We start from the raw sequence: 13,079 nt of genomic DNA on the forward strand, positions 1-13,079 counted from the left end.
TTATTAATAAAGTGCCGTCGAAATCCTGAGATCTGTGCGCGGATGGTTCTTGCGCTTTGGGATCGGTCGTGATTCCGTTTTCGGGGGTGTACGGGAGGGTGGTATGGCGCGTCGGCGGATCGGTTAGGAAAGCTTCGGTTTTGCGTCGGGTGAGCGGGGGCGGAATTCCCGGCTCGACTCGGTCGGTGCGGCGATTGACTGGCCGCCGCTTGCGCGGCTGCTCGACGAGATCCATGCCGCGGCGAAGGGGGAGCCGGCGTGGCCGCCGCTGGCGCTGTTCAAGGCGCTGCTGCTCGGGTTCTGGCACGACCTGTCGGACGTGGCGCTGGCCGAGGCGCTCGACGACCGGGCGAATTTCCGGCGGTTCTGCGGCTTCTCGTCGAGTGAGGCTGTGCCGGAGCGGACGGCCTTCGTGCGCTTCCGCCGGGCGCTGGTGGCACGCCGTCTGGAGGCGGCGCTGTTCGAGGCGGTGGTGCGGCAACTCGAGGCGCAAGGGCTGGTGGTGAAGACCGGCACGCTGGTGGACGCGACCGTCATCCGGCAGGCGGGCAAAACGCGTCGTCGAGGCGGGCTGGTGCGTCTATGCCGGCCCGGAGCGGAGCCCGGTCAGGGGCTACAAGGCGCATTTCGCCGCGGACGAGGCGGGCGGCATCGTGCGCCGCGTCGCGGTGACGCCGGCCAACGTGCACGACAGCCAAGGCCTCGTGCCCGTGCTGCCGGGCCGGGTCTGGGCCGACCGGGCCTACGACAGCCGCGCCATCGCCGCCGAGGTCCGGCAGCGGCGCGGCGAGCCGCGGATCGCCCGCCAGGTCACCCGGCGCATGGAGCCGGCCAGGGCGGCGATGCGGCGCGCCTGGAACGCCGGCGTCGCTGCGGTCCGCAGCCGGGTGGAGAAGATTATCGGCACCGCCAAGCGCAGCTACGGCCTCGGGCGGGCGCGCTACGTCGGGCTCCGAGGGGTGTCGTTGCAGGTGCATCTGAGCTTCCTCGCCTACAACCTGAAACGGGCCGTGAGCCTGCGCGCACACCGCCCCGCCTGAGTCCACCCGCGGGCCCAAGCCCCCCCAACCCGCTCGTCCAGCGATCCGGTCCCTCATCCTTACCGCCCGGCCCCCTTCCACCATCTTGTCCTGACCCTTCAGCCACGGCAGCCAACCCTCAAACCAGCCGCGCACAGGTCTCGAAATCCTATTGACGGAAAGTTCTAACGAGAAAACCTAGCTTAGGTACGAAAAGCCATATTCCCAGCCCTATCTAGGTATATCTACGCGGCGAAATCGCTGACCGAGCAGCGGTGAATCGCAGCGGCCAATCTGGCTCTCGTCGACACGAGCTGCTCCGCGATTGCGGACGTTCGGGGAACACAGCGATCACCCGACCTAGTCGGTTGGCTCGCGCGCAGACCAAGCCGTGTCTTTGTTATGTGCGAGCGTCTTTGCACCCCGACCACGGGCGCGATCGAACCGGCGAACCGGATCGCGACGCTGACAATCCTCGCGTGCAGAACTCGCTTATCAGTCTTCAAGCGCGAAGGCGAAGCAGGTCGGCCGGCTCGTTTCCCATTCGGTGATCGCGCTCAGCGGCCAGCGAACGCAGCCGGGCGAGAACTGGCGGGCGGGCGGGAAGGCAGTTGACGCGCCAGCGGTTGATCGCCGCGCGCGAGACGCCGAGGCGCTCGCAGACTTGTTTGATGGTCAGCTAGGTCTCGGGGGTGTGCATTGGCGGCTCTTGGGCAGATGTTAATGATCTGCCCTATAGCGGCCGGACATGCGGCTTGCGCGAGAAAGTGCTCAGGTTTTCTCAGGAAAGCGTTTTGCGGATGGTGGGGGGAGGCGGGGGCTCCGCAATCCCCTACGTAAACCGTTGTTATATAGTTTTTTATGGAAAAGTGGTGCCGGCGGAGGGAATCGAACCCCCGACCTTCGCTTTACAAGAGCGCTGCTCTACCAGCTGAGCTACGCCGGCGCTTCGCCCTCGTACCGGTTTCGCGCGGCGCGCTCAAGCGGTTTGAGGGCTGCGGGGATCGCGTCACGTCAACCGCCGGGCCGGCGCCAGGCGGCACGCGGTATCAGACCATTCCAAGCGCGGCCTTGTAGACCTCCAGCACGGCTTCTTCCTCGGCCAGATCGTCGGGTTCCTTCTTGCGCAGCGCCACGATTTTGCGCAGCGCGCGAGTGTCGTAGCCGCGCCCCTTGGCCTCGGCCATCACTTCTTTCTGCTGGTCGGCGATGTCTTTCTTCTCGGCCTCAAGGCGTTCGTAACGCTCGATAAACTGGCGCAGTTCGTCGGCGGTGACGGCGTAGGGATCTGGACTGCTCATCGGGTACCCGTGTTCGATCTGGACGCCCCTCCTAGCGGGTGGGTGCGGGGGCTGCAAGGGTGGGATCAGGCGGGTTGGACCATTCGGCCGACGGGGCGGCCGGCGAGGATGTGGACGTGCAGATGCGGGACCTCCTGCACGCCGTCGGCACCGGCGTTCGAGATCAACCGGTAGCCGTTTCCGCCGTCGCCTGGCGGGATGCCGAGGGCCTGGCAGACCTGGCCGATGGCGCGGGTGAAATCGGCGATCTCGGCGTCCGAGGCCGCGGCCGCGAAGTGGTCATACGTGATGTAGGGGCCCTTCGGGATCACCAACACATGATGCGGTGTCTTGGGCTGGATATCCTCGAACGCGAGGCTGTGGTCGGTTTCCAACACTTTCTTGCACGGGATCTCTCCGCGCAGGATGCGGGCGAAGATGTTCTGGTCGTCATAGGCGTAGGGCATGATGGCTCCGGGTGGTCTGGATCAGGCGTCGGCGCGAGCATACGGCGGGGCGGTGGGGCGGTGCAACGGGTGCTGGCAGGGGTGCTGGCGGGCGTATGGCAAGGGGCTGGCAAGCGTATGGCAAACGTATGGCAGTTCCGAACGGTGCGGCAGGGAATTGGCAGGATTTTCCCCGGTCGGTTTCAGGCTGCTGCCGGGACGGAAGCAGGGGGCGCTGCCCCCCCTCTTGGCTGCGTCAATTCACCCCCCGGGATGTTTTCGGACAGGAAAAGTATGGGGTGGAGGGGGCGGCCCGTCGTTGGCGGCATAGCCTCTTTGCGCCGCGCGCGTAGCGCGCGGCGCCCGGCCCAACGCGAGGAAGGTTCGTGCGCGGAACGCGCACAGCCTGACGAGGGGCGGGAGAACTTCCGTCGCCTCCTCGCCGTGCAGGATGGGACCGAACGCTCGCCCCGGCGCGCGGCTCACAGCCGGACGAGTTGCTTGCCGAAGTTGCGCCCCGACATCATCTGCAGGAAGGCCTCTGGCGCGTTCTCCAGCCCGTCGATCACGTCCTCGCGGACCTTCAGCCGGCCGTCGCGCCAGAGCCGCGCGAGGTGCCCCATCGCCTCGTCGCGCTTGTGCCACCAGTCGAAGACGATCAGCCCCTGCACCCGCGCCCGCGTCACCACCAGCCGGGACGAGGCGCGCAGGCCGATGTCCTGGTCGGCGGGCTTGTCGACGACCGCGATGCGCCCGCAGATGATGACGCGGGCATGCGTCGCCAGTTGCGCCATGACGGTGTCGTGGATCGTGCCGCCGGTGTTGTCGAAGAAGACATGCACGCCCTCCGGGCAGGCCGCGCGCAACTCATCGGCGAGCGCGTCGCTGCGATGGCTGATGCCGGTGGCATAGCCGATGTCGGCGCAATGAGCGAGCTTCTCGGCGCTGCCGGCGATCGCCACCGGCCGCGCGCCCATCGCCGCGGCGATCTGCCCGGCCACCTGCCCCACCGCGCCCGAGGCCGCCGAGATCACCACCGTCTCGCCGGGTTTCGGGCGTCCGATCTCGGTCAGGCCGATCCAGGCGGTCAGGCCGGGCATGCCCAGCCACGAGAGCGTCGCCTGTTCGGGCACGCCGTCGGGCACGGGGTTGACGCGGGCCGAGCCGGGGGCGTCCGGCGTCAGCACGGCGTAGTCCTGCCAGCCCATGCCCATCGCCTCGGCCAGGTCACCCGGTCGCCATTTCGGATGGTTGGAGGCCACGACCTCGCCCACGCCGCCGCCCTGCATCACCTGGCCCGGCGAAACGCCGGCGGCATAGTTCGGCCCCTTGGCGATACGCCCGCGCATGTAGGGGTCCATCGAGAGCCAGCGCAGTTTCACCAGGATCTGCCCCGGTCCGGGTTCGGGCATCGGGGATTCCGCCAGCCGCCAGCAATCGGCGGTCGCCGGGCCTTCGGGGTGGTGGTCGAGCAGCCATTGCCGGTTCGTCATGCGTCCCTCCGTTCGTTCGCGCGCAGCATGCCGTGGCGCTGGCGGGGGGACAAGGGCGGGGATGGCGCGGGGCCGGTCGGCGGACGGGGCCGCGGCGCGCCCATGCAACGAAAACGGGGCGCGGTCGAACCGCGCCCCGGTCTGGGCCATCGCTGGCCGCGGAATCTGATGATCACCGTGAAACGGTGGGCGCCGTGCCCGCCAAGGGCGCGCGGCCCCTGATCCTACTTGTCGGTGGGCTCGCTGTCCCCGGTCGGCGCGGGGGTCGCGGCCTCTTCCGTTCTCGCGGCGGGCTGGACCGGCGCGGCGCGGCGGCGTCCCCCGGCAAAACGCGAGGCGCCCGCGGGGGCGGGCGTGGCAAGGAATTCGGCCAGGTTGAACTTGGGCTTCATGGAAAACATGGTCATGGAGATGCCTTTCGGAAAGGGAAAATCGCGCCGCTTTCCGTCATATGGGGTCGCCGGTGCCGGATTGTAAGCCTTGCTTGACAGATTAGGGCGCGACACGGTCGATCCGACCTCCCGCCACGGGGCGTCTCAATGCGCCCGGAGCCCGCCGGGAGCGGGCTGCGGCGCCCGCAATGCACCGTCAGAGGAGCGCCAGCAACTGTCGCGCCGCGGCTTCCGAGGAGGCGGGGTTCTGCCCGGTGACCAGCTTGCCGTCGGTGACCACGAATTCCGCCCAGTCATCGCCCTTGCGGTAGTCGGCGCCGTTGGCCTTCAGCATGTCCTCGACCAGGAAGGGGACGACCTCGGTCAGGCCCGCGCCCTCTTCCTCGGAATTGGTGAAGCCGGTGACCTGCCGGCCGGCGACCAGCGGCTTGCCGTCGGCGCCCTGGGTGGTCTTGAAGACGGCGGGGGCGTGGCAGACCGCGGCGATCGGGCGGTCGCGGGCGGCGAAGGCCTCGATCAGGGCGCGGCTGTCGGCATCCTCGGCCAGATCCCAGAGCGGTCCGTGGCCGCCGGGGTAGAAGACCGCGTCGAAATCCTCGGCCGAGAGTGTGGACAGGACCGCGGTGTCGGCCAGGTCCTTCTGCGCGGCCTCGTCATCCTTGAAGCGGCGGGTGGCGTCGGTCTGGGCCTCGTCGGCGTCGCTGGTGGGGTCGAGCGGGGGCTGCCCGCCCTTGGGCGAGGCCAGCGTGACCGCGGCGCCGGCGTCCTTGAAGACGTAATAGGGTGCGGCGAATTCCTCGAGCCAGAAGCCGGTCTTGTTGCCGGTGTCGCCGAGTTTGTCGTTCGAGGTCAGAACCATGAGGATTTTCATCGGGATATGCCTTTGTCCGGTGGGGGTCGTAGCGCGGCTGCCGACGGGACCGGGCCGCGATTGGGGGGTCAACGGATGGCGCGCGGGCCTGTTCCCTGACGGCGATCACGACGGCGTGTGGCAGGCGTGCACGGGGTGCCGGCGCGGGGGTGTGACGCGGCGGCAGGGACGCGCGCGCGGGCTTCCGCGACCGGGCGCGCCTTGCTAGGCTTTCCCCCGACAGGGGGGCGCATGTCGGACAAGGCGATCATCACCTGCGCGCTGACCGGCGTGCTGACCGACCCGCGGACGCATCCGGTGCCGGTGACGCCCGCGGAACTGGCGCAATCGGCCCGCGAGGCCTGGGATGCGGGCGCGGTCTGCATGCATGTGCATTTCCGCGATCAGGGCGCGGGGCGCGGCCATCTGCCCAGTTGGGACGCGGACCTGGCGGTCGAGGTGGCGCAGGCGATCCGCGATGCCTGCCCCGGCGTGATCCTGAACTTCACCACCGGCGTGCCGGGGCGCGACCAGGCCGGGCCGCTGGCCTGCCTGCGCGCCGCCCGGCCCGAAATCGCGGCCTGCAACGCAGGGTCGCTGAACTACCTCAAGCTGCGCGAGGGCGGCAGCTGGGCCTGGCCGCCGATGCTGTTCGCCAACCCCGTCGAGAAGATCGCGGAGGTGCTGGCGGTGATGCGCGAAACCGGCACGAAGCCCGAGTTCGAGTGTTTCGACCTAGGCATCCTGCGCTCGGTTGCGATGTTTCAGGCGGCCGGGATGGTGGAGCGGCCGCAGGTCAACCTGGTGATGGGCGTGGCCTCGGGCATGCCGGCGGATGCGGAGCTGCTGGAACTGGCGCTGAAGTACCGCCCCGAAGGCGCGCCCTGGCAACTGACCGCCATCGGCCGGGCCGAGGTCTGGGCGCTGCAGGCGCGCGCGGCGGAACTGGGCGGGCATCTGCGCACGGGGCTGGAAGATACGTTCTACATGGCCGACGGCACGCGGGCGGCGGGCAACGGCGCACTGGTCGCGGCGCTGGCGGGGATCGCGCGGGCGGCGGGGCGCGAGGTGGCCACCGCCTCCGAGGCGCGCGCGATCTGGGGGCTGGGATGAGGCGCGGGGTCCGCAAGGGGGGCGCTGCCCCCCTCGGCCTGCGGCCTCTCCCCCCGGGATATTTCCGGACAGATGAAGGGGCGGGTCGGGGATGGCGGTGCTGAGCACGGATGACGCGGCCGGCAGCGCTGCGTTCGCGCGCAACGCGGCGCGGATGGCCGAGGCGTGGGGCGCGGTGCAGGCGGTTGTCGCGGGCGTCGCGGCGGCGGCGGAAGCGGCGCGCGGGCGGGCCGAGGCGCGCGGGATGCTGATGCCGCGGGCGCGGCTGGCGCTGCTGCTCGACCCCGGCGCGCCCTGGCTGGAGTTGTGCGCGCTGGCCGGATACCGGCGCTATGGCGACAGCGACGGGACCGGCGCGGGGGCCGGGGTGATCGGCGGGATCGGGCGCGTCGCGGGGCGCTGGTGCCTGGTGATGGTCGACGATTATGCCGTGAAGGGCGGCACGGTCACGCCCGACGGGCTGGCCAAGAAGCTCCGGCTGATGGAGGTGGCGCGCGACAACCGCCTGCCGCTGGTGGTGCTGGCGCAGTCGGGCGGCGCGAACCTGGCCTATGCGCACGAGGTGTTCATCCCGGGGGGCAGGGCCTTTGCGGCGCAGGCGCGGCTGTCGGCGGCGGGGATCCCGCAGGTGACGGTGGTGCATGGCTCGGCCACCGCCGGCGGGGCCTATCAGCCGGGGTTGTCGGACCATGTGGTGATGGTGCGCGGGCAGGCGACGATGTATCTGGCCGGCCCGCCGCTGCTGCAGGCCGCGACGGGCGAGGTGGCAAGCGACGAGGACCTGGGCGGGGCCGAGATGCATTGCACCACCGCCGGCACCGGCGATTACCTCGCCGAGGACGACGCCGACGGGATTCGGCTGGCGCGCGAGATCGTGGCGGGGTTTCCGGGGGCAGAGGCGCCGGCAGGCGACTGGGCGCCGCCGCTCTATCCGGCGTCCGACCTGATGGGGCTGGTGCCCGCCGATCCGAAGGCGCCCTGGGACTGCCGCGAGGTGATCGCGCGGCTGGTGGACGCATCACGGTTTCTGGAGTTCAAGGCGACGTTTGATGCGGGCACGATCTGCGGTTGGGCGCGGATCGAGGGGCGCGCCTGCGGGGTGATCGGCAACAACGCGCCGATCACCGCGGCGGGGGCGGCGAAGGCCGGGCAGTTCATCCAGCTTTGCGACCAGGCCGGCACGCCGCTGCTGTTTCTGCACAACACCACGGGCTTTCTGGTCGGGACCGAGCCCGAGCGCGCGGGGATCATCAAGCACGGGTCCAAGATGATCCAGGCGGTGGCGAATGCGCGGGTGGCGAAAATCTCGGTCGTGGTCGGCGGCTCGTACGGCGCGGGGAACTACGCGATGTGCGGCCGCGGGTTCGATCCGCGGTTCATCTTTGCCTGGCCCAACGCGCGCACGGCGGTGATGGGCAGCGCGCAGGCGGGGAAGGTGCTGCGCATCGTCAGCGAGGCGAAGATGAAGAAGGCCGGCGCGGCGGATGAGGCGAAGCTGGCGAAGCTGGAGGCCGAGACGACGGCGATGCTGGAGGCGCAGACGACGGCGCTGATGTCGTCCGCCCGGCTGGAGGATGACGGCATCATCGACCCGCGCGAGACGCGCGCAGTGCTGGCGCTGGTGCTGGGAGTGATCGAGGCGGGCGCGGCGCGCCCACTCAACCCCAACAGCTTCGGGGTGGCGCGGCTATGAGTTTCGAGGCGATCCTGATCGCCAACCGGGGCGAGATCGCGGTGCGCGTGATCCGCACGGCGCGGGCGATGGGCTACCGGACGGTCGCGGTGCATACCGACCCCGATGCCGTCGCCCCGCATGTGCGGGCGGCGGATGCGGCCGTCGCGCTGGGGCCGGCGGGGGCGTATCTGGACGGCGCGGCGATCATCCGGGCGGCGCAGGCGGCGGGCGCGGACGCAGTGCATCCGGGCTACGGGTTTCTGGCCGAGAACGCGGATTTCGCACGTAACTGCGCGGCGGCGGGGCTGGTCTTCATCGGGCCGGGGGCCGAGGCGATCCGCCTGATGGGCGACAAGGGCGCGGCGAAGGCGGCGATGGAAGCGGCGGGCGTGCCGGTGCTGCCTGGCTATGACGGCGCCGACCAGACCGACGCGGTGCTGGCGGCCGAGGCCGCGCGCCTCGGCTTTCCGGTCATGGTCAAGGCCGCGGCGGGGGGCGGCGGCAAGGGGATGCGGCGGGTCCGCGACGCCGCCGCCCTGCCCGAGGCGCTGGCGCGCGCGCGCTCCGAGGCCGCGCGCAGCTTTGGCGACGACCGGTTGATCCTGGAGCGCGCGCTGGTCGGACCCCGGCATGTCGAGGTGCAAGTGCTGGGCGACCGCCACGGCACCGTGCTGCCGCTGGGCGAGCGCGACTGTTCCGTCCAGCGCCGCCACCAGAAGGTGATCGAGGAGGCCCCCGCCCCGGGCCTGGACGCAGGCTTGCGCACCCGGCTGGCCGCCGCGGCCGTCACCGCCGCCGAGGCCTGCGGCTACGTGGGTGCGGGCACGGTGGAGTTTCTGCTGGTGCCAGATGGTTCTTTTCATTTCCTCGAAATGAACACGCGGTTGCAGGTCGAGCATCCGGTGACCGAGGCCGTGACCGGACTGGACCTGGTCGAATGGCAGATCCGCATCGCGCGGGGCGAGGCGCTGCCGGCGCTGGATGCCACCCCGCAGGGCCACGCGATCGAGGTTCGGCTTTATGCCGAGGACCCGGCCGCGGGCTTTCTGCCGCAGACCGGGCGGGTGCTGCGCTGGCGCCCATCGCCCGGCCTGCGCACCGATCACGCGCTGGCCGAAGGGCTCACCATCGGCGCCGATTACGACCCGCTGCTGGCCAAGCTGATCGCCCACGGCCCCGACCGCGACACCGCCCGCCGCCGGCTGATCGCAGGGCTGGAGGCGACGGAACTGCTGGGCGTCACCACGAACCGCGCCTGGCTTCTGCAGATCCTGCGCGACGCGGGGTTCGCCGCCGGGGACCTGGCGACCGACCTGCTGGATCGGATCGACCCCGCCCCGACCCCTGTGCCCGAGGCGCTGCACCTGGCGCTGGCGGTCTTCCTGTTCGCAAACCGCGGGGCCGGCCTGCCGCCGCGCTTCGGCTGGACGAATGGGCCGCAACCCCTGCTGCGCCGGCGGATCGAGGCGGGCGGCACGGTGCATCCCGTCGCGCTGCACCTGGGACCCGGCGCGCGCCTGCGCCTACGCGGCGGGCCGGAGGTGACGCTCACCGCTTGGGCGGAGGGGCGCGTGGCCTGGACGGCGAACGGGCTGTCGGGCGCCCTGCCCTACGCCTTTGACGGCGCGGTGCTGCATCTTGGCCCGTTCCGGCTGCGCGACGTGACACTGGCGCCGCCCGAAGCGACCGACAGAGCGGGCGAGGCGTTGCTGCGCGCGCCGATGGCCGGCACCGTCGTCAGCGTCGCGGTGGAAGCCGGCGCAGCGGTCGCGCGCGGAGATGTGATCGCCGTGCTGGAGACGATGAAGATGGAGCACCCGCTGCGCGCGCCCCGCGCCGGGCGGGTGGCGCGGCTGGCGGTGACGCCGGGGATGCAACTGGCCGCGCAGGCGCTGGTGGCCGAAATCGGAGAGGCGGAATGATCGAGCTGTGGCACTGCAAGGATTCGCGCTCGCTGCGGGCTCTCTGGATGCTGGAGGAGCTGGGGCTGGAGCACCGCCTGCACCTGCTGGCCTTTCCGCCCCGCGCCGACCCGGCCTATCTGGACATCAACCCGCTGGGCACCGTGCCCTACCTGATCGACGGCGACACGCGGATGACCGAATCGGTGGCAATCTGCCACTATCTGGCGCGGCGCTACGGGGCGGACACGCTGGCGTTGGCGCCGGAGGATCCGGCCTATGGCGCCTGGCTCAACTGGCTCTATCACGCCGATGCCACGCTGACCTTTCCGCAGACGCTGGTGCTGCGCTACGGACGGTTCGAGCCGAAGGAGCGGCGCCAGCCGCTGGTGACCGAGGATTACACCCGCTGGTATCTGGCGCGGCTGAAGCTGGTCAACGCGAGGCTGGAGGGTGCGGACTGGCTGGTCGCCGACCGCTTCACCGCCGCCGACATCGCCGTGGGCTACGCGCTCTACCTCGGCCGGGTGATCGGGCTGGACGTGCATTACAAGCCGCAGACCGCGGCCTATCTGGAGCGGCTGACCGCACGGCCCGCGTTCCGGCGCGCGGTGGTGCAGGGCCGCGATCTGCCGGGCCTCTGACGGCGGGTTTGCGGCGGCACGCGAAAAGGCTAGGTTTGGCGCGACGCAAAGGGGGTACCGCATGTATCTGACGATGAACCGCTTCAAGGTGAAACCGGGCAGCGAGGAAGCGTTCGAGGCGGTGTGGAAAACCCGCGACAGCCACCTGCACAAGGTGCCGGGCTTCAAGGCCTTCCACCTGATGAAGGGCCCCGAGAAGGACGGCTACCGCCTCTATGCCTCGCACACGATGTGGGAATCGGAAGCCGCGTTCGAGGCCTGGACCCGGTCCGAGGCGTTCCGCGAGGCGCATCGCGGGGCGGGCGGGCACAAGGACCTCTATCTCGCCCCGCCCGAGCTGGAAATCTTCTCGGCCGTGCAGACCATCACCGCCTGAACCGCCGCGGCGGCCCGACCATCTGGTCTTTGCCGCGCCCGCGCCGTAAGCCCTTGGGCCGGCCGGGGCCGGAAAGGGACGGGATGCGACGGGGGTACGGATGCTGACGGATGTGGCGGCGGCGCTGTTGCCGGTGGTCCTGCTGATCGCCTTCGGCTTCGGGCTGCGGCGGCGCCGCCTTCTGCCCGACACGTTCTGGCCGCAGGCCGAGTGGCTGGCCTATTTCGTGCTGCTGCCCGCGCTTTTCATCTACGGGCTGGCGACGGCGGACCTGGGCGACGTGCCGATCGGGCGCATCTTCGCGGTGCTCATCGGCGCGATCCTGGCGACGTCGGCCTTGCTGCTGGCGGCGCGGCCCTGGCTGGGGGTGGACGGCGCGGCTTTCACCTCGGTCTTTCAGGGCGGCATCCGCTTCAACAACTACGTCGGCGTGATGATCGCCACGGGCCTTTACGGGGCCGAGGGCACGGCGCTCGCCGCACTCGCCAATGCCGCCATCGTGCCCACGGTCAACATCCTGGCGGTGCTGGCCTTCAGCCGCTACGGCATGGCCGCGGCGGGGCTGGGCCAGGTGCTGTGGCGGCTCGGGACCAACCCGCTGCTGCTCGCCTCCGCCCTGGGGCTGGCGCTGCAGCTGACCGGCACCGGGCTGCCGATCGGCGTTTCGGGGGCGCTGGCGACGCTGGGACAGGCATCGCTCGCGATCGGGCTGATCTGCGTCGGCGCGGCGCTGATGCCCGCCGCGCTGGGGCTGCATCTGCGCCCCATCGCGGCGAGCCTGCTGTTCAAGTTCCTGATCTTGCCCGCCGTCACCTTGCTGGCCGCGCTCGCGGCGGGGCTGTCGGGGATGGAACTCGTGATCGTGCTGACCTTCCACGCGCTGCCGACCGCGACATCGTCCTATATCCTTGCGCGCCAACTGGGTGGCGATCACGCGCTGATGGCCAACATCATCGCCGTGCAGACGGTGCTGTCGGCGGTGACGATCCCGCTGGCGATCGTCATTGCGACAGCCTTGGGCTGACCGGCGGCGCAGCCCCCGGCGCGGGCCACACGGGTTCGCGTCGCGTTTCCCGCCGCGTGCGCCCGTCCGGGAAAGCCCTTGCGCCCCGTCTGCCGGACCCCCAACCTGCCACCGGAGGAGGAAAAGGCAATGACCCGCAACGCCTATCGCCGCCCGCCCGAGGAGGTGGACATGATCGCCGAGGAACGCGCGATCCGTCGCCGGTCGACGCTGGGCGCAGTCCTGACATTGGCGTGCTTCACCGCCGCCTACTGGATCGGACCGCACGTCGCCGACTTGCCCACGGCCCCCGCCGACCGCCTGCTTTTCGCCGCGCTTCATGGGGCCATACCCGCCGTCGTGCTGATGGTCGCGATCCTGATGGTCTCGACCGCGCGGCGCTTTTCGGCCGCCGACATCGGCGGTTAGGCGGCGGGTCCGCCCAGCGAGCGACTCGCCGTCAAGGCCGCGTTCCTTCAGAACACGCTCGAACAGACGGTCCTCGCCCGGGGCTTCTACCTCGCGCTCGCGGCCGTCCCCGGGGGGGCCTAGCTGGCACTGATACCCGTGGCGGCACTGCTTTTCGTGATCGGCCGAATCCTGTTCTATCTGGGCTACCGCCACGGCGCCGGGGGCCGCGCGCTGGGCATGGCGCTGACCATGATGCCCAGCGCTCTCGGCTACCTGCTTGTCGGCGGCCCGGCCCTTTTCGGCGGCTGACAGCCCGTGCGATGCGGTCAGTGGCCCGGCGTTCGCCGCGCCTCAGGCCTGGCCGACCCCAACTCCTGCGGCGTGCCGGATGACCGGCAACCGATGCGGTGCAATTGGGCGCCGGTCAGCCTATACCGCCGGCCTTGCGGCACCGGGGGCCAAAAGTTTCGTTGCGG

14 protein-coding genes, 1 tRNA gene and 1 pseudogene are annotated in these 13,079 nt (G+C 70.6%); 9 read left to right on the top strand and 7 right to left on the bottom strand.

The features are described 5' to 3' along the window. The coding region (locus IM708_RS21425; RefSeq protein WP_245243324.1) for a hypothetical protein at positions 1–493 on the bottom strand (493 nt) is incomplete at its 3' end. A 124-nt stretch (positions 494–617) separates the two neighbouring features. On the opposite strand from IM708_RS21425, the pseudogene IM708_RS18835 reads away from it, so the two are divergent. Next, positions 618–1,040 (top strand): annotated as a pseudogene (locus IM708_RS18835) (transposase); the annotation flags it as partial. A gap of 849 nt (positions 1,041–1,889) precedes the next feature. Here IM708_RS18835 and IM708_RS18840 read toward each other — a convergent pair. The 6 genes from IM708_RS18840 to IM708_RS18865 all read right to left on the bottom strand — a co-directional run bounded on the left by IM708_RS18840 (position 1,890) and on the right by IM708_RS18865 (position 5,501). Continuing rightward, positions 1,890–1,965, bottom strand: a tRNA-Thr gene (locus tag IM708_RS18840). Between the two features lie 103 nt (positions 1,966–2,068). After that, the gene (locus IM708_RS18845) at positions 2,069–2,320 is read right to left on the bottom strand and encodes a DUF2312 domain-containing protein (protein ID WP_209428112.1); all 252 of its coding nucleotides are present in this window, start codon (positions 2,318–2,320) and stop codon (positions 2,069–2,071) included. Positions 2,321–2,385: 65 nt separating this feature from the next. Beyond that, positions 2,386–2,766 carry an HIT domain-containing protein gene (locus IM708_RS18850; protein WP_209428113.1) on the bottom strand — a complete coding sequence of 127 codons (381 nt, stop codon included), beginning with the start codon at positions 2,764–2,766 and terminating at the stop codon, positions 2,386–2,388. Between the two features lie 461 nt (positions 2,767–3,227). Further along, entirely contained in the window at positions 3,228–4,238 is a 1,011-nt protein-coding gene (locus IM708_RS18855; RefSeq protein WP_209428114.1) for an NADP-dependent oxidoreductase, read from the bottom strand. 224 nt (positions 4,239–4,462) lie between these two features. Next, a complete protein-coding gene (locus IM708_RS18860) occupies positions 4,463–4,645 on the bottom strand; it encodes a hypothetical protein (RefSeq protein ID WP_209428115.1) in 183 nt (60 codons plus the stop codon). 181 nt (positions 4,646–4,826) lie between these two features. After that, positions 4,827–5,501 carry a type 1 glutamine amidotransferase domain-containing protein gene (locus IM708_RS18865; protein ID WP_209428116.1) on the bottom strand — a complete coding sequence of 225 codons (675 nt, stop codon included), beginning with the start codon at positions 5,499–5,501 and terminating at the stop codon, positions 4,827–4,829. A gap of 231 nt (positions 5,502–5,732) precedes the next feature. Here IM708_RS18865 and IM708_RS18870 point away from each other — a divergent pair, with 231 nt between their 5' ends. The 8 genes from IM708_RS18870 to IM708_RS18905 all read left to right on the top strand — a co-directional run bounded on the left by IM708_RS18870 (position 5,733) and on the right by IM708_RS18905 (position 12,912). Beyond that, on the top strand, positions 5,733–6,593 hold the full coding sequence (locus tag IM708_RS18870; protein WP_209428117.1) for a 3-keto-5-aminohexanoate cleavage protein: 861 nt from the start codon (positions 5,733–5,735) through the stop codon (positions 6,591–6,593). A gap of 97 nt (positions 6,594–6,690) precedes the next feature. Beyond that, positions 6,691–8,286, top strand: a complete 1,596-nt coding sequence (locus tag IM708_RS18875; RefSeq protein WP_348525004.1) for a carboxyl transferase domain-containing protein — start codon at positions 6,691–6,693, stop codon at positions 8,284–8,286. Then, complete coding sequence (locus tag IM708_RS18880; RefSeq protein WP_209428119.1) at positions 8,283–10,190, top strand: biotin carboxylase N-terminal domain-containing protein; 1,908 nt, start codon at positions 8,283–8,285, stop codon at positions 10,188–10,190. Before IM708_RS18875 ends, IM708_RS18880 begins: the two co-directional genes overlap by 4 nt. Further along, positions 10,187–10,813 (top strand): glutathione S-transferase family protein, encoded by a 627-nt coding sequence (locus IM708_RS18885; RefSeq protein WP_209428120.1) that lies wholly within the window; start codon positions 10,187–10,189, stop codon positions 10,811–10,813. The genes IM708_RS18880 and IM708_RS18885 overlap by 4 nt, the downstream gene beginning before the upstream one ends. A gap of 61 nt (positions 10,814–10,874) precedes the next feature. Then, positions 10,875–11,189: an antibiotic biosynthesis monooxygenase gene (locus IM708_RS18890; protein WP_209428121.1), complete on the top strand. Its 315-nt coding sequence runs from the start codon at positions 10,875–10,877 to the stop codon at positions 11,187–11,189. 100 nt (positions 11,190–11,289) lie between these two features. Next, positions 11,290–12,213: an AEC family transporter gene (locus IM708_RS18895; protein ID WP_209428122.1), complete on the top strand. Its 924-nt coding sequence runs from the start codon at positions 11,290–11,292 to the stop codon at positions 12,211–12,213. Positions 12,214–12,342: 129 nt separating this feature from the next. Continuing rightward, a complete protein-coding gene (locus tag IM708_RS18900) occupies positions 12,343–12,621 on the top strand; it encodes a hypothetical protein (protein ID WP_209428123.1) in 279 nt (92 codons plus the stop codon). A 138-nt stretch (positions 12,622–12,759) separates the two neighbouring features. After that, positions 12,760–12,912, top strand: coding sequence for a hypothetical protein (locus IM708_RS18905; protein WP_209428124.1), 153 nt, complete (start codon positions 12,760–12,762; stop codon positions 12,910–12,912). Positions 12,913–13,079 lie beyond the last annotated feature (167 nt).

The sequence above is a fragment of the Pararhodobacter sp. SW119 genome, from assembly GCF_017811755.1.
Taxonomy (GTDB): domain Bacteria; phylum Pseudomonadota; class Alphaproteobacteria; order Rhodobacterales; family Rhodobacteraceae; genus Pararhodobacter.

Excerpts from the sequence above, each read along its gene's own strand:
- IM708_RS18855 (WP_209428114.1), bottom strand. The coding sequence starts at position 4,238 with ATGACGAACCGGCAATGGCTGCTCGACCACCACCCCGAAGGCCCGGCG.
- IM708_RS18870 (WP_209428117.1), top strand. The coding sequence starts at position 5,733 with ATGTCGGACAAGGCGATCATCACCTGCGCGCTGACCGGCGTGCTGACC.
- IM708_RS18865 (WP_209428116.1), bottom strand. The coding sequence starts at position 5,501 with ATGAAAATCCTCATGGTTCTGACCTCGAACGACAAACTCGGCGACACC.
- IM708_RS18900 (WP_209428123.1), top strand. The coding sequence starts at position 12,343 with ATGACCCGCAACGCCTATCGCCGCCCGCCCGAGGAGGTGGACATGATC.
- IM708_RS18880 (WP_209428119.1), top strand. The coding sequence starts at position 8,283 with ATGAGTTTCGAGGCGATCCTGATCGCCAACCGGGGCGAGATCGCGGTG.
- IM708_RS18850 (WP_209428113.1), bottom strand. The coding sequence starts at position 2,766 with ATGCCCTACGCCTATGACGACCAGAACATCTTCGCCCGCATCCTGCGC.
- IM708_RS18895 (WP_209428122.1), top strand. The coding sequence starts at position 11,290 with ATGCTGACGGATGTGGCGGCGGCGCTGTTGCCGGTGGTCCTGCTGATC.
- IM708_RS18860 (WP_209428115.1), bottom strand. The coding sequence starts at position 4,645 with ATGACCATGTTTTCCATGAAGCCCAAGTTCAACCTGGCCGAATTCCTT.
- IM708_RS18845 (WP_209428112.1), bottom strand. The coding sequence starts at position 2,320 with ATGAGCAGTCCAGATCCCTACGCCGTCACCGCCGACGAACTGCGCCAG.
- IM708_RS18885 (WP_209428120.1), top strand. The coding sequence starts at position 10,187 with ATGATCGAGCTGTGGCACTGCAAGGATTCGCGCTCGCTGCGGGCTCTC.
- IM708_RS18890 (WP_209428121.1), top strand. The coding sequence starts at position 10,875 with ATGTATCTGACGATGAACCGCTTCAAGGTGAAACCGGGCAGCGAGGAA.